This is a genomic window from Roseovarius amoyensis (assembly GCF_003260265.1).
Taxonomy (GTDB): domain Bacteria; phylum Pseudomonadota; class Alphaproteobacteria; order Rhodobacterales; family Rhodobacteraceae; genus Roseovarius; species Roseovarius amoyensis.
Window position 1 is genome coordinate 164648 of the sequence record NZ_QITQ01000002.1, and the last position, 19189, is coordinate 183836.

16 protein-coding genes and 3 pseudogenes are annotated in these 19189 nt (G+C 65.9%); 4 read left to right on the forward strand and 15 right to left on the reverse strand.

Annotation, left to right across the window (positions count from 1 at the left end):
• Positions 1-25: 25 nt before the first annotated feature.
• From lpxK to DL899_RS02820, 3 genes are read right to left on the reverse strand one after another with little or no spacing between them, the layout of a single operon-like run.
• Positions 26-1021, reverse strand: a complete 996-nt coding sequence (lpxK, locus tag DL899_RS02810; RefSeq protein ID WP_111732254.1) for a tetraacyldisaccharide 4'-kinase — start codon at positions 1019-1021, stop codon at positions 26-28.
• Positions 1021-2217, reverse strand: a complete 1197-nt coding sequence (locus tag DL899_RS02815; RefSeq protein WP_111732255.1) for a 3-deoxy-D-manno-octulosonic acid transferase — start codon at positions 2215-2217, stop codon at positions 1021-1023. Before DL899_RS02815 ends, lpxK begins: the two co-directional genes overlap by 1 nt.
• Positions 2218-2223: 6 nt before the next feature.
• Positions 2224-2466, reverse strand: a complete 243-nt coding sequence (locus tag DL899_RS02820) for a DUF4170 domain-containing protein (protein ID WP_111732256.1) — start codon at positions 2464-2466, stop codon at positions 2224-2226.
• Positions 2467-2590: 124 nt separating this feature from the next.
• On the opposite strand from DL899_RS02820, the gene DL899_RS02825 reads away from it, so the two are divergent.
• Positions 2591-3337, forward strand: coding sequence for a glutamine amidotransferase (locus tag DL899_RS02825; protein WP_111732577.1), 747 nt, complete (start codon positions 2591-2593; stop codon positions 3335-3337).
• Between the two features lie 95 nt (positions 3338-3432).
• Here DL899_RS02825 and DL899_RS02830 read toward each other — a convergent pair whose 3' ends face one another.
• The 6 genes from DL899_RS02830 to DL899_RS02855 form a co-directional block, all read right to left on the reverse strand.
• Positions 3433-4773, reverse strand: coding sequence for a S41 family peptidase (locus DL899_RS02830; RefSeq protein ID WP_111732579.1), 1341 nt, complete (start codon positions 4771-4773; stop codon positions 3433-3435).
• Between the two features lie 8 nt (positions 4774-4781).
• On the reverse strand, positions 4782-5927 hold the full coding sequence (locus DL899_RS02835) for a murein hydrolase activator EnvC family protein (RefSeq protein ID WP_111732257.1): 1146 nt from the start codon (positions 5925-5927) through the stop codon (positions 4782-4784).
• On the reverse strand, positions 5924-7441 hold the full coding sequence (gene gpmI / locus DL899_RS02840; RefSeq protein WP_111732258.1) for a 2,3-bisphosphoglycerate-independent phosphoglycerate mutase: 1518 nt from the start codon (positions 7439-7441) through the stop codon (positions 5924-5926). Before gpmI ends, DL899_RS02835 begins: the two co-directional genes overlap by 4 nt.
• Positions 7442-7560: 119 nt before the next feature.
• A complete protein-coding gene (rlmH, locus tag DL899_RS02845) occupies positions 7561-8031 on the reverse strand; it encodes a 23S rRNA (pseudouridine(1915)-N(3))-methyltransferase RlmH (RefSeq protein WP_111732259.1) in 471 nt (156 codons plus the stop codon).
• Positions 8032-8385 (reverse strand): ribosome silencing factor, encoded by a 354-nt coding sequence (gene rsfS / locus DL899_RS02850; protein WP_338049640.1) that lies wholly within the window; start codon positions 8383-8385, stop codon positions 8032-8034.
• 414 nt (positions 8386-8799) lie between these two features.
• The gene (locus tag DL899_RS02855) at positions 8800-10167 is read right to left on the reverse strand and encodes a mechanosensitive ion channel family protein (RefSeq protein ID WP_111732260.1); all 1368 of its coding nucleotides are present in this window, start codon (positions 10165-10167) and stop codon (positions 8800-8802) included.
• 92 nt (positions 10168-10259) lie between these two features.
• Here DL899_RS02855 and DL899_RS02860 point away from each other — a divergent pair, with 92 nt between their 5' ends.
• A complete protein-coding gene (locus DL899_RS02860) occupies positions 10260-11186 on the forward strand; it encodes a histone deacetylase family protein (RefSeq protein ID WP_111732261.1) in 927 nt (308 codons plus the stop codon).
• A 124-nt stretch (positions 11187-11310) separates the two neighbouring features.
• Here DL899_RS02860 and DL899_RS20180 read toward each other — a convergent pair.
• The 5 genes and pseudogenes from DL899_RS20180 to DL899_RS02885 all read right to left on the reverse strand — a co-directional run.
• Positions 11311-11388 (reverse strand): annotated as a pseudogene (locus tag DL899_RS20180) (short-chain dehydrogenase); the annotation flags it as partial.
• 35 nt (positions 11389-11423) lie between these two features.
• Positions 11424-11489, reverse strand: a pseudogene (locus DL899_RS20185) (hypothetical protein); the annotation flags it as partial.
• Entirely contained in the window at positions 11486-13015 is a 1530-nt protein-coding gene (locus DL899_RS02875) for an ATP-dependent DNA helicase (protein WP_111732262.1), read from the reverse strand. The pseudogene DL899_RS20185 and the gene DL899_RS02875, both read right to left, overlap by 4 nt.
• Positions 13016-13159: 144 nt before the next feature.
• Positions 13160-14446: a crotonyl-CoA carboxylase/reductase gene (ccrA, locus tag DL899_RS02880; protein ID WP_111732263.1), complete on the reverse strand. Its 1287-nt coding sequence runs from the start codon at positions 14444-14446 to the stop codon at positions 13160-13162.
• Between the two features lie 145 nt (positions 14447-14591).
• Complete coding sequence (locus DL899_RS02885; RefSeq protein WP_111732583.1) at positions 14592-15962, reverse strand: 1-acyl-sn-glycerol-3-phosphate acyltransferase; 1371 nt, start codon at positions 15960-15962, stop codon at positions 14592-14594.
• On the opposite strand from DL899_RS02885, the gene DL899_RS02890 reads away from it, so the two are divergent.
• Positions 15961-16632, forward strand: coding sequence for a GNAT family N-acetyltransferase (locus tag DL899_RS02890; RefSeq protein ID WP_239494574.1), 672 nt, complete (start codon positions 15961-15963; stop codon positions 16630-16632). The genes DL899_RS02885 and DL899_RS02890 overlap by 2 nt on opposite strands.
• A gap of 57 nt (positions 16633-16689) precedes the next feature.
• Here the strand turns inward: DL899_RS02890 and DL899_RS02895 are convergent, their stop codons facing one another.
• Positions 16690-16992, reverse strand: a complete 303-nt coding sequence (locus tag DL899_RS02895; RefSeq protein ID WP_239494575.1) for a hypothetical protein — start codon at positions 16990-16992, stop codon at positions 16690-16692.
• Between the two features lie 213 nt (positions 16993-17205).
• On the opposite strand from DL899_RS02895, the pseudogene DL899_RS02900 reads away from it, so the two are divergent.
• A pseudogene (locus tag DL899_RS02900) lies at positions 17206-19179 on the forward strand (methylmalonyl-CoA mutase family protein); the annotation flags it as partial.
• Between the last annotated feature and the right edge of the window lie 10 nt (positions 19180-19189).

Consider the following 19189-nt stretch of genomic DNA (forward strand, 5'->3'; position numbering starts at 1 on the left):
CGCGCCGCCGCGCGGGCGCCAGGCCTCAGCCAGACGCCACCCGGGCGAGCGCCACATCAAAAGGCGCCCAATCCCCCACCTCCAGCCGCACCGGAAGCGTAACCACCTTCTGGCGGAACGCCTGCGGCAGGCGCACCGCGTCCTTCTCGGTGGTCACCAGTTGCGCCCCCAGCAGCAGGGCCTCGTTTTCCAGCCGACTCATCAGCGCCGGGGTCAGCGGCTGGTGATCCTCCAGCGCCTCGGCCCGTACCAGGTCGGCGCCGAGCGCGCGCAGGGTAGCAAAGAACTTCTCGGGATAGCCGATGCCGGCAAAGGCCAGAAACCGGCCATCGGCCCAGTCCATGCCCGTGGGCAGGGGCGCCAGGTGCCCCCGCAGGCGCGTCAGCGTCAGCGCCTTGCCCCAGCGCGCGGCGAATTCGCGCTGCGCCGCGTCGGGGCCGATGGACAGCAGCAGATCGGCCCGCGCCAGCCCGGCCGCGACGGGTTCGCGCAAGGGGCCGGCGGGGATGCAGCGGCCATTGCCGAAACCCTTGGCCGCATCGACCACGATGATCGAGATATCCTTGGCCAGGGCAGGGTTCTGGAACCCGTCATCCATCACGATTACATCGGCATCCGACCCGGCGGCGGCGCGGGCGGCGGCGGCGCGATCGCGGCCCACCCAGACCGGCGCGAAGGCGGCGATCAGTAACGGCTCATCCCCTACATCGGCATGAGTATGGCTGCGCGGGTCGACCGCAACCGGCCCGGCCAGCGCCCCGCCATGACCGCGCGAAATGACCGCCGGGGTCATGCCCTGCGCCTTCAGCCGTTCGACAAGCGCGATCACGGTGGGTGTCTTGCCTGTGCCGCCCGCATGCAGGTTGCCCACGCAGATGACCGGCACACCGGGGCGCACCCCGCCGCCATGCGCCACGCGCCGGGCTGTGGCGCGCGCGTATAGCGCGCCAAGCGGGGCCAGCAGTCGCGGCCAGGGGCCGGGCGCCTCTGGCGGGTTGTCCCAGAATGCCGGCGCCCGCATCAGCCCGCCCCCCGTTCATCAAGGGCGGTCAGAACGACATCGACAAGGCGATCCATCACCGCAGCGTTCTGGGTGGCGACGTCCCAGGCGGCGTGCGCCATCCGCGCCGACTGGTCGGCCGGGATGGTCCGGCGCACCGCCCCGGCCAGTGTCGCGGCATCGCGCACGATGCGCGCCGCCCCGGCCCCGGCATAGTGGGCATAGGTGGCGACATGATCGCCGATATTGGGGCCGTACAGGATGGCCGAGCCATGCGCGGCCGGTTCGTCCGGATCGCTGCCGCGCCCGCCGGGCACCAGCGATCGGCCCATAAAGGTGATTGGCGCGACCCGGTACCACAGCCCCAGCTCGCCCTCGGTGTCGGCCAGGATGGCCTGGGTCGTCTCGTCGGGCAGCGCCCCCTGGGACCAGGTGATATACCGCAGATTGCCGGCCTTCAGCGCATCGTGGAAGGGGCCGCTTTCGCCGGGGTTCTCTGGTGCCATGATCAGCAGCGCGCGGTGCGAAACGCGCATGACCTCGGCATTGGACCGCACGATGATCCCGGCCTCTTCCGGGCGCAGATGCGCGGCCAACCAGACCGGGCGCGCCCGCAGAAGCACCGACAGCACTTCCTGATCGCCCTGGTCGTAGGGCAGCGGTTTAGAGGCCACCCGCAGCGGGCCGGTGACGGTTATCGCCGCCTCACGCGGTCTCAGCAGGCGGCGCAGGGCTGTCTCGGCGGCGGTGTCGCGGGCCATGATCAGCCTGAAACGCCGCAGCGTCGAACGTGTTGCGCTGGGAATGAGGCGCCAGCCGGCCCCCGGCAGATGCGCCTCGTCTGCATCGACAAGGTAAAGCGAAACGCCGCGTTTCTGCGCGGCCGCCAGCAATGCCGACCTGACATCGCCCGCCGTCCAGATGCAGATATTCGGCCTCCAGTACCCCAGAAAGGACTGCGCGGAAACGCCGTCCTCGCCCGGCAGCGGGCAGGTCAGCACGCCGGGGCAGGGCGCCCATTCGGCCAGAACGGCGGGTGAGCCGGTCAGCAGCACATGCAGCCCCGGCCGGGCCTGGGTCAGCCGTTCGCCGATTTCCTCGGCCAGCTCCGCATGGGCTGGGGTCGTGGCATGGTACCAGACGATTTCGCCCTCTGGCCGGGCCGCGCTTGGCCTTGCCGATGCCCGGCTGGCCCCCGGTCTGTGCGATCCGGCCATCGCCGGTCAGCCCAGCTCCTCGGTCGGCGAGGCCTCGGTTTCTTCGTCGCGCAGCCGGTGCAGATGGGCGATGAAATAGCGCATATGTGCATTGTCCACGGTGCGCTGGGCCTCGGCCTTCCAGGCGTTGTAGGCGCTGGCATAGTCGGGAAAGATGCCCACGATATGGATGTCGTCCACGTCCTTGAACGAGTTCTTTGCTGGGTCAATCAATTCGCCACCGAAAACGAGGTGAAGGCGCTGGGTCATCGGGCATCCTTTGGCCGGTATGAGGTCGCGCGCAGGGTATTCCTTTGCCCGGCGGGGTCAAGCCGCGTGCTTGACGGGGGCGGTGAAAGCAGCCAGTCAGGAACGGCATTTCAAGGAACCCAACATGCCCAAACCGTTTCTGGTCCTGCAGCTGCGCCCCGAGACAGAGGCCGCCGACGACGAATTCGCCGCGATACTGCGCAAGGGCGGGCTGGATGCCGGGCAGACCCGCCGCATCCGCCTGGACCAGCAGGCGCTGCCCGAGGGGTTGCGCCTTGACGATCATGCCGGGGTGATCGTCGGTGGTGGCCCGGGCTGCGTAAGCGACCCGCAAGAGGAAAAGACGCCCATCGAGGCGCGGATCGAGGCCGAGGTGCTGTCGCTCATGCCGCAGATCACCGAACGCGATTTTCCGTTTCTCGGCTGCTGCTACGGCATCGGCATCCTGGGCAGGCATCTGGGTGGTGACGTCGACAAGCGCGCCTATTCCGAGCCGGTGGGCACCTCGGCCTGCGAGGTGACGGCGGCGGGCAAGGACGATGCGCTGATGGCCGGTGTGCCGACCGCGTTCGACGCCTTCGTGGGCCACAAGGAGGCGCTGCAGGCGCTGCCGGACGGGTGTGTGCACCTGGTGCGCTCGGATGCGTGCCCATTCCAGATGCTGCGCCACGGGCAGAATGTCTATGCCACCCAGTTTCACCCCGAGGCCGACGCGGATGGTTTCGAGACCCGCATCCGCATCTACCGCAACAAGGGCTATTTCGCCCCCGAGGCGGCGGACGATCTGATCGCGATGTGCCGCGCGGCGGATGTATTCGCGCCCGAGATGATCCTGCGCAATTTCGTCACGCGGTTCTGCTCGCAAGCGTAGGCCGGGCTGATGCCCGGCCTGCGTTGTTCGGCGCCATCCGGTCTGCAGTCGCCTGAAAAGCGGCCTGCGGACGGCAAGGTGCCTGTTTGCCCGCGCTATTCGTCCACGTTCAGTTTCGCCAGCCCGCGCAGCACGTCGATGGCATAAGCCAACTGATAGTCGTCTTCGCGCAGTTTGGTGGCCTCTTCCTCGCGGCGGCGATCCTCTTCGATCTGGCGGATCTCGTCCTCGGTCAGGCTGTCATTGTCCAGCCGGCCGCGCAGATCGGCCTCTGACCGGGCGATGGGGCGCGTGGGTTTGTCCTCGGCCTCTTCCGCCTGTGCCGTGCGGCGCGGCTGTGGCACCAGGATGTCGGGCGAGATGCCCAGCGCCTGGATCGACCGGCCCGAAGGCGTGTAATAGCGCGCAGTGGTCAGGCGCATGGCGCCGTCGCCCCGCAGCGGCATCACCGTCTGCACCGACCCCTTGCCAAAACTCTTGGTGCCGACAACGATGGCGCGGTGGTGGTCCTGCAGCGCGCCGGCAACGATTTCGGACGCACTGGCCGAGCCGCCATTGATCAGTACCACCATCGGCAGCCCGTCGGAAATGTCGCCCTGGGTGGCGTTGAACCGCTCGCCATCCTCGGGGTTGCGGCCGCGGGTGCTGACGATTTCGCCCTTATCCAGGAACGCGTCTGACACCTTGATCGCCTGGGTCAGCAACCCGCCGGGGTTATTGCGCAGGTCGAGCACGACGCCCGACACCTTGTCGATGCCGCCGGCGGCCTCGATCTGTTCCAGCAAGCCGTTTTCGAGGTTCTTGAAGGTCTGATCGTTGAATGTGGTGATCCGCATCACCACCGCATCGCGTTCGAGGCGCGCGCGCACCGCCTTGATCTTGATGGTGTCGCGGATGATCGACACGTCGAACGGCTCGGCCTCGCCTTCGCGTACAACGGTGATCACGATCTCCGACCCGACCGGGCCGCGCATCAGATCGACGGCATCGTCCAGCGTCAGGCCAAGCACGCTCTCGCCGTCGATATGGGTGATGAAATCGCCCGCCTCGATACCGGCGGCGTCCGCCGGGGTGCCGTCGATGGGCGACACCACCTTGACGAAGCCCTCGTCCTGCGTGACCTCGATGCCGAGCCCGCCGAACTCGCCGCGGGTCTGCACCCGCATTTCTTCGGCGTCGTCGGGCGGCAGATAGCTTGAATGCGGATCAAGCGACGTCAGCATGCCGTTGATCGCCGCCTCGATCAGTTCCTTTTCGTCGACTTCTTCGACATACTGCGCGCGGATGCGCTCAAAGATGTCGCCAAAAAGGTCTAGCTGTTCATAGACATTGACGGTCTTTGCGGCCTCCTGCGCCAGCAGGGGCGCCGCGACCTGGGTTGTCACCACCACGCCACCCAGCGTGCCGGCGGCAGCCGCCATCAGGAATTTCTTCATGCGCATCGTCATCCTTTGTCCGTCCTGAACCACGTTTCGGGGTCGACTGGCGTGTTGTCCTGTCTGACTTCTATATAGAGCGTTTCGGTCTGCCCTGCATCCGTGCCCCCGGCGTTGCCGTTCAACAGCCCGTCAGGGTCTGTTTCGGGGCCGCCCATCAGGCCGACCGGACTGCCGCCGGGCAGCACCTCGCCCGTCTCACCATAGACCACATCCAGCCCAGCAATCACAAGCAAAATGCCCGCCTCAGGTTCCAGAATGATCACGTTGCCGAAATCCAGGAGCGGCCCGCGATAACGCACCGTCGCGGCGGCCGGGGTGGTGACCAGCGCCCTTGGCCGGGTGGCCACCACGATGCCGGGACGGGTGATGCCGGCGGCGTCCGCCTCGCCGGCGCGGCGCAGGATGGTGCCCTTGAGCGGCAGCGGCAGTGTGCCCTTGCGCTCGGCGATGCCGGGCAGGCTGCCGGGGGCCTCGTTCACGGCGATCTGGCTCAGCCCGCTGGCGAACCCTTCCAGCGTTTCGGTCGAGGCGACCAGCAGCGCGGTCTGAAGCGGGTCCTCGGTAAAGCGGCGGGGCAGGTCGGTGCGGTCGGCCATGGCCTGGCTCAGCGCCGTGCGCGCGGCCTGCGCGTTTTCCAGGCCCTCGCGCAGCTTGTCGGCGGCGCTTTCCTGCAGGGCACGCAAGACCGTGACCTCCTGCAGATCACGGCGCAGATCATGGGTCTGGGCCTCAAGCGCGGGCGTCACCTCTGCCAGCATCATCGCCGCGCGCGCGGTGCCCACGGGGCCCGAGGGATGCAGCATCAGCACCGGTGTGGGCGAGGCACCGATCCCCTGCAGCGCCCCCACGAGGCGTGCGATTTCGTCGTTGCGGGCGGCCAGTTCGCCGGCCAGCGCCTGTTCGCGGATGGCGGCGCGGCGCAGCCCCTCGCGCATGGCCTCGAGCCCGTCCTCATAGGCGCGAATCGCCTCGGTCAGGGCGCGGACGCGGTTGCGCGCGCCCTCGGCGCTGTCGACCATCTGGCCGGCCTCGGACAGCCTCTGGGCGGCGGCACGGGCGGCTTGTGCGGGGTCGACGGCGTCCTGCGCTGCGACCGGACCGGCCATCAGGCCGGCCAGCAACAGACTGCAAAGCGCCGCCGAAAGCCTCATGATACCAGGTTCTCGCCGGTCATCTCGTCTGGTTTTGGCAGCCCCATCAGCGCCAGCACCGTCGGCGCCAGGTCGGCCAGCCGGCCCGGTTTCAGCTTTGCCCCCTCCGGCCCGCCGACCAGGATGACCGGCACCGGGTTGGTGGTGTGGGCAGTGTGGGGCTTGCCGGTGGCGGGGTCCATCATCGTTTCGCAATTGCCGTGATCGGCGGTGACGATCATCGCCCCGCCGGCGCGTTTCAGTGCCTCCAGCACCCGGCCCAGGCCGCGGTCGACCTCTTCGCAGGCGGCGACGGCGGCGCCCAGATCGCCGGTATGGCCCACCATGTCGGGGTTGGCATAGTTGACCACGATCAGGTCATGGCCCGCCTCGATCGCCCCGATGACCTGATCGGTCACTTCCGCCGCCGACATCTCGGGGCAGAGATCATAGGTCGCGACCTTGGGCGAGGGGGCCATGTAGCGCTCTTCGCCCTCTTCCGGGGCCTCCTTGCCGCCGTTCAGGAAAAAGGTGACATGGGGGTATTTCTCGGTCTCGGCGGTATGGAACTGGCGCCGCCCGTGGCGGGCCACCCATTCGCTGAGCGTGTTGACCGGGCGCTCATCGGGAAAGATGCAGTCCATATAGGTGGAATGCCGGCGCGAATATTCGGTAAAGCCGCTGACGATGGCGAATTTCGGCCGCCGCCCGGTGTCGAAGCTGTTGAAATCGGGGTCGGCAAAGGCGGCGAGGATCTCGCGCGCCCGGTCAGCGCGGAAATTCAGGCACAGGATGCCGTCGCCGTCCTTCATGCCCTTGTAATCGCCCAGCACGCGCGGCTTGATGAATTCGTCGGTCCGCCCCTTGCCATAGGCGTCTGCAATGGCATCGGCGGCTGCTTGCGCGGTATAGCCCTCGCCCAGCGCCAGCGCGCGATAGGCCAGTTCGACCCGTTCCCAGCGGTTGTCGCGGTCCATCGCGTAGTAGCGTCCTGACACGGTGGCGATGAACGCGCCCTCGGGCAGCGACCGGCGCAGCGCCTCGAGATACGTCTTGGCCGAAACCGGCGCCACGTCGCGCCCGTCGGTAAAGGCGTGGATCGCCACGGGAATGCCGCGATCCGTCAGTGCCCGGACGGTGGCGATCATGTGGGTGATGTGCGAATGCACGCCACCATCGGACAGCACCCCCAGCAAGTGCGCGGTGCCGCCACTTTGTTTCATCTTTTCGGCAAAGCGCACCATTCCCGGCAGGTTGGCAAAGGCGCCGGTCTCGATCGCCCTGTCGATGCGGCGCAGGTCCATCTCGATCACGCGCCCGGCACCGATGTTCATGTGCCCGACCTCGGAATTGCCCATCTGCCCCTCGGGCAGGCCCACATCGGGGCCGTGAGTGATCAGCGTGGCATGCGGACAGTCAGACCAGATCCGGTCGAAATTGGGGGTGTCAGCCAGCGCCGGAGCGTTGGCCTCGGTCCGTTCGGACAGCCCCCAGCCATCGAGAATGCACAGAATTACCGGTTTGGGTACGCTCATGATTGCTCCTGCCTGAACGTGGCCCTTCTAGCGCCTTGTCAGGCAGAGGGAAAACCGTTTTGCGCAAACAGTCGCCCGATTGTCGTCTGGTCGCGCAATTGCCCGCTCATTCGCGGGCGTCAGGCCCGGTGATAGGGGGTGCCCGCCAGGATCGCCGCTGCGCGGTATAGCTGTTCGGTCAACATGACACGGGCCAGCATGTGCGGCCAGACCATAGGCCCAAAGGAAATGGCCATGTCGGCCCCCTTGCGCAGCGCAGGGTCCAGCCCGTCGGCACCGCCGATCAGGAACGCCACGTCAGAGCGGCCCTGATCGCGCCAGCGCGCCAGCATGTCGGCGAATTCCGGTGAGTTCAGCATGCGCCCGCGTTCGTCCAGCACCACCCGCGCGGCCCCCGCAGGAACGGCACGGTCCAGCAACGCCGCCTCGGCGGCGCGGCCACCGCCCTTGCGGTCTTCGACCTCGCGGATTTCGACCGGGCCCAGCCCCAGCGGCCGGCCCGTGCGCCCGAACCGGGCAATATAATCGTCACACAGATCGCGCTCGGGGCCGGAACGCAGCCGGCCCACGGCGCAGACATGGACGCGCATTCAACTTTGCAGTGTCGCGGCCTGCTGGTTGGGCAGCCACATCTTTTCAAGCTGATAAAAGGCGCGCACCTCGGGCCGGAAGACATGCACGATCACGTCACCAGTGTCGATCAGCACCCAGTCGCCGGCTTCCTTGCCTTCGATCTTGCACTGAACGCCAAGTTCGGTCTTCAGCCGTTCGGCCAGCTTGTCACTGATCGAACTCACATGACGGTTCGACCGGCCCGAGCAGATCACCATGAAATCGCCGATCTGCGTTTTTCCGCGCAGGTCGATCTGTACGATCTCTTCGGCCTTGTCTTCGTCGAGAGAGGAAAGGATGCGCTCAAGTTGCGCTTCGCTTGTTGCGGTCATCGCAGGCGCCACGCCTTGCGCCGCAGGGTCAGCGGCCATTGCCGCGTCAGCCGTAAAAGACAGGACATCGTCCTCCTTCGTTAAACACCGATCTGCCCCGGTGCCGGGCATACGCCAAAGGTAGCAACCACAAGGCGACATTTCAATGAAGCCGGATCAGACAACCGGCGGCGTGGCGATTTTGCGCCACGGTTGTGCAAAGGCCGGTAGTTCGGACCTGCGGGGGTGGTTTCAAGGAACGACGCAGAAACTGCCGGCCCCAACGCGGTGTCAGGTGCCTTGGGTTGCAGTCATTCCGCCCGGCGGGCACCGCCGGGCAGCGCCCGCCCGCCCCCCAAGCGGGCGCTCTCGCGCGCACCTCGGGCGGGCACTGCCCGGCGCTTGTACCAAGAGATTTCGCGCGAACGGCCGGGTTCAAGTGCGGGGTGTCTGCGATCCGCTCTCCGCTTCGCTGGCGCCGTCTGTGTCATCGCCCAGCATCCGCACCTCGCGCTGCGGGAAGGGGATCGAGATGCCGTTGTCGCGGAACGCATCCCAAAGCGCCAGGTAGACATTGCCGCGAATATTGGTCAGCCCGGCGGTGGGGTCCAATATCCAGAAGCGCAGGATATAGTCGACCGAGCTGTCGCCGAAGCCCACGATATGGCAGACCGGCTGTTTGCTGCTCAGCACCCTTTCGACCCGCTGCGCCGCCGCTATGGCTATGCGGCGCACCTCGTGCGGGTCGTTTTGGTAGGCGGTGCCGAAATAGACGTCGAGCCTGACGAAATCATTCGAATGCGACCAGTTGACCACCTGCCCCGTGATCAGATCCTCGTTGGGGATCAGGTATTCACGGCCGTCCCGCGTGGTGATCGAGACATAGCGCGCGCCCAGACTGTTGATCCAGCCGAAGGTATCGCCGAGCGAGATCACGTCGCCCGGCTTGATCGACTTGTCCAGCAGGATGATGATGCCCGAAACAAGGTTGGAAACCACCTTTTGCAGGCCAAAGCCCAGGCCAACGCCGATGGCGCCTGACAGCACCGCAAGGCCGGTCAGGTCCACCCCCACCGCCCTGAGCCCGATGAAAAAGGCGGCACCGTACAGCACGACTTGCAGGAACTTGATCGCAAGCACCTGCATCGAGGGCGAGATTTCGGCGTTGCGCCTGATCCGTGCGGCGGTCGTAATCGACACGAACCGCGCCGCGATGGTCAGCGCGACGATGACCGCCACCGCCTGCAGGATCAGCCATAGCGACAGTCGCATCTCGCCGGCTTCGATGGCGGCGCTGTCCAGCAGGCTTTGCGCCTCGTCGGTCAGACCCAGGATGGCCAGCGTCACCCATGTCCAGCCAACATAGCGCACCAACGAGCGGGCGAAACCGTTGACGATCAGCCGCGTGACGATGGCGATCACCAGCCAGGCCAGCGCCAGCTGCGCCACGAACACCAGCAGGTAGGACCGGCTGGGCCATGTCACCTCTCGCATCACCCAGATCAGCGGCCAGATCATGGCCACGAAAAACACCATCCGCAGCCTTCGGTGCAGCAGTACCAGGAAACGCATCCGCCACTTGGGCCAGCCTTCGCGCGCACGCATCCAGTCATAGATGTGCGGGCCGAGCACCTTCATCAGGATATGGGCGACGATGGCCAGGCCCACCACGATAAGCACCTGATAGGCGTTCCACGGCCTGAGCAGATCGTTGCCGAAGCTCAGTATCTGGCCCCAGACACCCAGGGCGATCTCCTGTGCGTTCGCCGCCGCATCCATCGGGGTCGCCGTTTCCTGGGCCATTGGGAAAGAGTTGCATGCGCATTCGTTTCCGGCAAGTCTAGACAATCGTTATATGCGGCGCAGGCTCGCGCCTGCATCCGCCGGAGGCCGAAATGACCACAATCCTTGTCACTCACGACGCCTGCCTGTCCCACCTGACCCCGCCCGGCCACCCCGAGCGCGTGGCGCGGCTGGAACATCTGTTGCCGGCGCTGGAGGGCAAGCCGCTGACACGGGTCGAGGCGCCCGAGGCGGCCGAGGATGACCTGTGCCTGGCGCATCCGCGCGGCTATGTGGCGCGCATCCGCGACGGCGCGCCGGCCGAGGGGCTGGCGCAGCTTGACGGCGATACGTTCCTGTCGCCCGGGTCGTGGCGCGCGGCGCTGCGGGCGGCCGGTGGGGCGATCAGGGCGGTGGAAATGGTGATGGCGGGGCAGGCAGCGAACGCCTTTGTCGCCGCCCGCCCGCCGGGGCATCACGCCGAGACCGAGACGCCGATGGGGTTCTGCCTGTTCGGGAATGTCGCCGTTGCCGCGAAACATGCGCTTGACCGGCACGGGCTGGCGCGGGTGGCGGTGGTCGATTTCGACGTGCATCACGGCAATGGCACTCAGGACCTGTTGCGAAACGATCCGCGCACGTTGGTGGTGTCGTCGCACCAGATGCCGCTCTGGCCCGGCACCGGCGAGGCCGAAGATCGCGGGCCGCATGGCAACCTGTTGAATGTGCCGCTGGCGCCGGGAACGGCCAGCGCCGCCTTTCGCACCGCCTATGAGGGGCAGGTTTTCCCGGCGCTAGAGGCATTCGCGCCAGAGCTGCTGTTCATCTCGGCGGGGTTCGACGCCCACAAGGCCGACCCGCTGGCCAACCTCATGCTGGAAACCGCCGATTTCGAATGGGTCACCGACCGGCTGTGCGAAATCGCGGCGCGCCGTTGTGGTGGCAGGGTCGTGTCGTGCCTTGAGGGGGGCTATGACCTGACCGCGCTGGCGCAAAGCGGCGCGGCGCATGTCGATGCGTTGATCCGCGCGGGTGGCTAGGGCAGATCGGCTTTACAACGGTTCCCGTCCCGGCCTTGAGCCGGAACCCTTTGGGGAGAAACGAGAGGCCCCGGGTCAGGCCCGGGGCGGGCGGGGGATAGCGCCCTAACCTGTCCGCTGCCCCTCAGCTGCGCCCGATATAGGGCATCTTGGTTGCCATCACGGTCATGAACTGCACGTTCGCCTCGGGCGGCGGATTGGCCCCACGCGCCAGCCCTTGGCCAACAGCGCCTCGGCCACGGCCCGGCCGATGCCGGAACTGGCGCCGGTCACGATTGCTGTCTTGCCGCCCTTTCCGGTCATGCCTGCGCCTCCAGCTTCAACTCCGTGGGTGCGACCTGCAGGTCATCCACCCTGAGCGGGCCGGTCGGTTTCGACAAGCGGTTGCGCACCACCCAGTGCAGCCGCGTTTCGGCCCGGGTCACCGCGACATAGGCCAGCCGTTTCCACAATGGCTGACCGGCCTCGGTGCGGCCCATGCGGGCGGCGGCATAGAGGTCAGGTGCAAACACCTGCACATCGGGCCATTGGCTGCCCTGCGCCTTGTGAATGGTCACCGCCGCCGCGTGCAGAAAGGTGGCGCCCATGCGCGCGGCAAAGGGGATAAAGGGTTCTTCCTCGTCCGGTTTCTCGATCTTGACGATCGAAGCGGCAGACAGCCGCGGTTCCTCTGCCCCCATCACGTGCAGGCGTGAAAAGCCGGGCTTCTTGCCCGGACCGAGATAGACCACCTGCGCGCCCTTGATCAGGCCGCGCGCTTCCAGGTCACGCCGTTTATCGCGGTGCTTGAGGGGCAGTTCGATCCCGTCGCAGATCAGCGGTTCGCCGGGCAGCAACGCATCCTCTGGCGCGCCATGCACGGCGCGGAAGGCGTGGATCAGGCGGATGCGCGTGGCGTTGCGCCATACCAGCACGGGCGAGCGCGCCATCAGGTCGACCTCGACCCTTTGCGCCCAACGCACCCGTTCGTCGCGGCGCGCCGCATCCTCGATCAGGCGCTCGAAATCCTCGAACCCCAGGTCAGGGTCGCCCAGCGCGTGGGCCAGGTCGAGGATCGGGTTATCGGCGGCTTGGCGATGGATGCGGTGCAGTTCCAGCCGGGCGGGGGCGGGCAGGGATTCGAATACCATGCCGCCATTGCCCTCGCTCTTGACCGGGGGCAACTGCGCGGGGTCACCGAACAGGATCAGCGTCGGAAAGATCTCTTTCAGGTCGTCCAGTTGCCGCGCGTCCAGCATCGACGCCTCATCTACCATGCCGATATCGAGCGGCGCCTCGCGGCGCTTCCAGCCGGTGATGAAATCCGACCCGCGCAGTCCGGCGGCGGCCAGCGCGCCGGGGACAGAGCGGGTGGTCTGGAAAAACGCCAGCGCCCGGTCAAGCGCGGCGTCGGTCAGCCCCTCGACCTGGGGGCGTTCGCCCTCGCCGGTCAGCCAGTCGGCAATGCGTTCGTATTCCGGGTCGTAGACCGGCGTGTAGAGGATGCGATGAATGGTGGTGGCGGGCACGCCGCGCATGCGCAGGACGCTGGCCGCCTTGTTGGTGGGTGCGAGGATCGCCAGCGTCCGGCGGTCGGGGCGCGGCTTGCCTTCCCAGTCGCCCGAAACCACGTTGACACCCGCCTCTTCGAGCGCGTGAAAGAGCGAGGCCAGCAGCAGCGTCTTGCCCGACCCGGCCTTGCCGATCACCGCCAGGACGGCGCTCTTGTCCCCGTTCGGGGGCGTCAGCAGACCCTCGTCGAGATCGACACCGGCGCCGCGCAGCATCTCGGCGATGCGGTCATAGGCCTCGGCCTGGTCGTCGGAATATACGGGTGCGGGCTGGGTCATGGCGCAACTTTAGCGCGGGGCTCTGACACGGGCCAGCGAAAGCGGCAGCCGGACCGCCCGCACAGATGGCAAAACGCCCCGGAGACGATCCGGGGCGTGTTACAATGGTTGGGCGGGGCCCGGGTCATGCCCGGGCGCGGGGGGTCAGCGGCCTGCTTCGAGCACGTCCTCGACCGTGCGCAACCCGGTTTTGGGGGCCTGCACCAGCACCGCCATGTTGCCGGGCTTGTGTTCGTTGCGCAGCATTTTCATATGCGCCTTGGGGATCTCGGCCCAGGGGAATACCTCTGACATCGAGGGGTCGAGCCGGCGCTCGATCATCAGCCGGTTCGCCGCCGCGGCCTGCTTGAGGTGGGCAAAGTGGCTGCCCTGCAGGCGTTTCTGGTGCATCCACATATAGCGCACGTCAAAGGTGCAGTTGAACCCGGATGTGCCGGCGCAGATCACGACCATGCCGCCTTTCTTGACCACAAGGGCCGAGACCGGAAATGTCGCCTCGCCGGGGTGTTCGAACACCATGTCGACGCTCACGCCTTTGCCGGTGACCTCCCAGATTGCCTTGCCGAACTTGCGCGCCTCTTTCAGCCAGGCGGCATATTCGGGGCTGTTGACCTTGGGCAGTTGGCCCCAGCAGTTGAAATCCTTGCGGTTGATCACGCCCTTGGCGCCCATCGCCATGACGAAGTCGCGCTTGCTTTCGTCCGAGATCACGCCGATGGCGTTGGCGCCGGCGGTATTGGCAAGCTGGATCGCGAATGACCCCAGCCCGCCCGAGGCGCCCCAGACCAGCACGTTCTGGCCCGGCTTCAGCTCGTGCGGGTGGTGGCCGAACAGCATCCGATAGGCGGTGGCCAGCGTCAGGGTGTAGCAGGCGCTTTCTTCCCATGTCAGGTGCTTGGGGCGCGGCATGAGCTGCTGCGCCTGCACCTTGGTGAACTGTGCGAAAGAGCCGTCGCCGGTCTCATACCCCCAGATGCGCTGGGTGGGTGACAGCATCGGGTCGCCGCCGTTGCATTCCTCGTCGTCGCCGTCGTCCTGGTTGCAGTGGATGACGACCTCATCGCCCACCTTCCAGCTTTTCACGGCAGAGCCGACCTTCCACACGACGCCCGCGGCGTCGGAACCGGCGATGTGATAGTCCTGCCCGTGCACGTCAAAGGGGCTGATCGGCTCGCCCAGCCCGGCCCAGATGCCGTTGTAGTTGACGCCCGCGGCCATCACCAGGACCAGCACCTCGTGGCTGTCGATGTCCCAGGTGTCGACGACCTCCGTCTGAAAAGATTTCTCGGGCTCGCCGTGGCGTTCGCGGCGGATCGTCCAAGCGTACATCTTTTTGGGCACATAGCCGAGCGGGGGCATTTCGCCGACTTCGTAAAGGTCCTTTTCCGGCGCGTCGTAGGGCGCGATGCCGGTGTCCGTATCCAGAGCCATGTGCCACCTCCTTGCGTCGAGATCGTTGCTGCAATGCAGAATCGCTGTTTGATTTCCCGGAAATATAAGGCGTCGCGCAACAATGCAATCCCTCAAGGGGCTAATTTTGTAATTATATAACCGTGCAATCGCAGAAAATCAGGTCTCACCCTGCTGTTGTCGGCGGCAGATGCGCGATGGAGTTCGCATAGTAGGCCAGCAGCGTACTGGCCTCGGCTGCCGGGGCGATGCGGCCATCTGTTTCCGCCAGCATTCCCCGACGGCGCATGATCTCCAACGCCGAGGATACCGTCAGTGCGACATCCGTGTCGGGCGTGATGCCGTGTGCGGGCGGCAGCCGGTCCAGCACCTCGCGCGCGCGGGCCACCAGCGCCTGTTCGGTAACCGGTCCGCCGGCCTGCACCAGAAGATGCGCCACCAGTGGCACCGGCAGGACAGGCACCTGTGCGCCGATCTCCTGCATCAGCCGCGCGCCCAGCGTCTCGACCGTGGCGCCGCCGTTGCGGGCGGTGAAATCGCGCAGCGACAGCGGCGCGCCAAAGCTGACCGCCGCCTGCCCGTGGCGGCGATGGCGTCGCGTCAGCCACAGCCGGACCTGCAGCAGGACAAAGCGCGCCACGACGCTGATTCGGGCCGGAAACCGACGTTTGCCGCGCTTGGACGCGGCGATCAGGACCCTGTCTTCGAACACGCGATCATAGTTCAGTGCCACAGGTATGAACACCACGTCGCGCCCTTCGGCCGAGCGTTCCTCGACGATGTATTTCAATATCCCCAGCCGTGGCTGCGCCAGTTTGCCGTCAAGGCTGAGCCCGCCCTCTGGGAAAACCGCCTGCGCCACCCCGCCATCGGTGGCCAGCCCGACATAGCGCGCCAGCACCCGGCGATAGAGGTCATCGGGCGATCTGCGGCGGATGAAATAGGCGCCCATCGCCCGGATCAGCGCGCTGAGCGGCCAGACCCGCGCCCATTCGCCCACCGCATAGGCCAGGGCCGAACGTTCCGCCGCGATCCAGGTGACAAGAACGTAATCCATGTTTGAGCGGTGATTCATCACGAACACCAGCGTCGCGTCACGCCCGATCCGGGTGAACGCGTCCTCGTCATGGGTGCCGATGCGCACCCGGTACAGCGTCAGGCTCAGCCATTTGGCCACGCGGGTGGCAAAGCCGAAATAGGCCGTGGCCGAAAACCGGGGCACGATTTCGCGGGCATAGCGGCGGGCCTGCTGAAAGGCGACGTTTTCGGGGACGCCTTTTTTCCTGGCATGCGCGGCGATGGCGCGGGCGACCTCTGGGTCATAGCACAGCCGCTGGATCATGTCGTAGCGGCGCGCCAGCTTGAACGGCTCTATCGGGCGTTCCAGCCGCTGGTTCAGCCGCGCCACCACCCGTTCCATCCGCCGGCGAAAAAACCAGCGCACAGAGGGAAACAGGAAATGCGACGCAAGGGTGACCGCCGCGAACAGGACGATCAGGACAAACAGCCAGATGGGCAGTTCGATGGTAGAGGTCATGCCGGTCCTTGCACGCGTGCCGAAAACACCATTTACCAGTGTCATGAAAGATCGGCCAGAACCACTTTCCCCGCAGATCGCCATCGGGTTTGCCCCCGAAGAGCGTCAGACAGCTGCATTGCTGTTCTGGTCGGCGTTTCGGGGCAAGCTCTGGCGGCTTCTGGCGCCCGAGGCAAGGGCGGTCGCCTTTATTGCCGATGTGCTAAGCCCCGATCATGCGATTTCCGCCCGTGCCAGCGACGGTACGCTGCTGGGCCTGGCAGGCTTCAAGACCGGCCGGGGCGGGCTGGTGGGCGGAGGTTTGCGCGACCTCGCCAGGGTTTACGGGTGGCCGGGCGCGCTGTGGCGCGAGCCGTTGCTGGCGCTGCTGGAACGGCGGGTCGAGCCGGGCGTGCTGTTGATGGACGGGATTTTCGTCGCCGAGGAGGCGCGCGGGCGCGGCGTGGGAACGGCGTTGCTCTCGGCCGTGAAATCGCATGCGGTTGCAGTGGGGGCGGATGCCGTTCGGCTGGACGTCGTCGACAGCAATCAGCGTGCCAAGGCGCTTTATCTTCGTGAGGGGTTTGTACCGACCGGAAACGAAGACCTGGGCGTTATGCGGCATGTCCTTGGTTTTCGCAGATCAACCCGGATGATCTGGCACAGCCGCGCAGGGGGCGCCGGGCGATAGGGTGGCGGGCAAGAAAATCGGCCCCAGGCCCATCGCGCGGCGCGGTCTTGAACGGAATCAGTTGTAGTAGAAATCGGCGATCTGGCAGATGTTCACGCCCTTCTTGACCAGCACGTCGCCATCTTCGAACGCGGCGCGGAAATCGAAGATGCAGTAACCCGTGCCATCGTCGAAGTTGATGTTGACGGATTGACCGGCTCTCAGAATGCTAGAGCCCAGAATATCTTCCTCCCAGGTTTTTGCGTCCCTGTGCGAGCTGTGAAACGTAACGATGTCGTATCCGGTGTTGTTATGAATGGTGACCCAACGATCTGCGGCGCTGGCTGGAAGCGTTGCGAGAAATGACAGCGCAATCGCCATCGCTCCGAAAATCGCAGTTCTTCTAAACATATGACTAAGTCTCCCTGTTAGGTTCGCGTAAACAATACAAATTTTCTGCGATCTGGCAATTTCTTCGATGCGCGGTTTTCAATTTCACGGGTCTTTCGCCGCGCCGCAGCGAATTGACATCCTTATTATATTCCAGCTATCAACTGCTCAACGTAACAAAATTGCGCAAACCGATTCACGAGGCCATCCATGTCGCAGACGCAGAAAGATCGTCCCTGGCTTATCCGCACCTATGCCGGCCATTCGACCGCCAAGGCATCGAACGCGCTTTACCGCGGCAACCTGACCAAGGGGCAGACCGGGCTTTCGGTGGCTTTCGACCTGCCCACACAGACCGGCTATGACAGCGATCATGCGCTCGCGCGTGGCGAGGTCGGCAAGGTCGGTGTGCCGGTCTGCCACCTGGGCGACATGCGCACACTGTTCGAGGGTATCCCGCTGGAGCAGATGAACACCTCGATGACGATCAACGCCACTGCGCCGTGGCTGCTGGCGCTTTATATCGCGGTGGCAGAGGAACAGGGCGCGGACATTTCCAAGCTGACCGGAACTGTGCAGAATGACCTGATCAAGGAATACCTCAGCCGGGGCACCTATATCTGCCCGCCCAAGCCCAGCCTGAAGATGATCGGTGACGTGGCCGAGTATTGCTATCGGAACATTCCGAAATGGAACCCGATGAACGTCTGTTCGTATCACCTGCAAGAGGCTGGCGCGACACCGGAACAAGAGCTGGCCTTTGCCCTGGCCACTGCCATCGCGGTGCTGGACGAGCTTAAGCCGCGCGTTCCGGCTGCGGATTTCCCGGCGCTGGCGGGGCGGATTTCGTTCTTCGTCAATGCCGGTATCCGGTTCGTGACCGAGATGTGCAAGATGCGGGCCTTCGTTGATCTGTGGGATGAAATCTTGCGTGACCGTTACGGCGTCGATGATCCGAAATTCCGCCGCTTTCGCTATGGGGTTCAGGTCAACAGCCTTGGCCTTACCGAGCAGCAGCCGGAAAACAACGTCTACCGCATCCTGATCGAGATGCTGGCGGTTACCCTGTCGAAAAATGCCCGTGCCCGCGCGGTGCAACTGCCTGCCTGGAACGAGGCGCTGGGCCTGCCCCGCCCGTGGGATCAGCAATGGTCGATGCGGATGCAGCAGATCCTGGCGTATGAGACCGACCTGCTGGAATATGACGACCTGTTCGATGGCAACCCGGCCGTCGACCGCAAAGTCGAGGCGTTGAAAGAAGGCGCGCGCCACGAGTTGCAGACCCTCGACGGGATGGGCGGTGCGATCGAGGCGATCGAGTACATGAAATCGCGCCTCGTCGAATGCAACGCTGAACGGCTGGGCCGCATTGAGGCGGGCGAAACCGTCGTCGTCGGTGTGAACCGCTGGACCGACGCCGAACCCAGCCCGCTGGTGGGCGAGGATGGTGGCATCATGACGGTCGATCCGGGCGTTGAGGCGGACCAGATCGCGCGGCTGAATGCGTGGCGCGCCGAGCGCGACAAGGGCGCGGTGCGGGCGGCGCTGGCGGCGCTGCGGCAGGCGGCGACCGAAGGCCGCAACATCATGCCAGCCTCGATAGAGGCGGCCCGCGCCGGGGTGACCACCGGCGAATGGGCGCAGGAGATGCGCAGCGTTCACGGCCAGTACCGTGGCCCCACCGGTGTGTCGGCAAGCCCCTCGAACAAGACCGAAGGACTGGAGGAAATCCGCGAGGCCGTCGATGCGGTGTCGGCGCGGCTGGGGCGGCGGCTGGGGGTGCTGGTCGGCAAGCCGGGGCTGGACGGCCATTCCAACGGTGCCGAACAGATCGCCTGCCGCGCCCGCGATTGCGGCATGGATATCGGCTATGACGGTATCCGCCTGACGCCCGAGGAAATCGTCGATGCCGCCCGCGAGCGGCAGCCGCATGTGTTGGGGCTGTCGATCCTGTCGGGGTCGCACCTGCCGCTGGTCGAAGAGATGATGACCCGCATGCAAGAGGCGGGGCTGGGCCATATCCCCGTCGTCGTCGGCGGCATCATTCCCGACGAAGACGCCGCGCGACTGGCCGAAATGGGCGTGGCCCGCGTCTATACGCCCAAGGATTTCGCGCTCAACACCATCATGATGGATATCGTCACGCTGGCCGATCCCAGGGCTGCGGCGGCCGAATAGACCGCCGCCC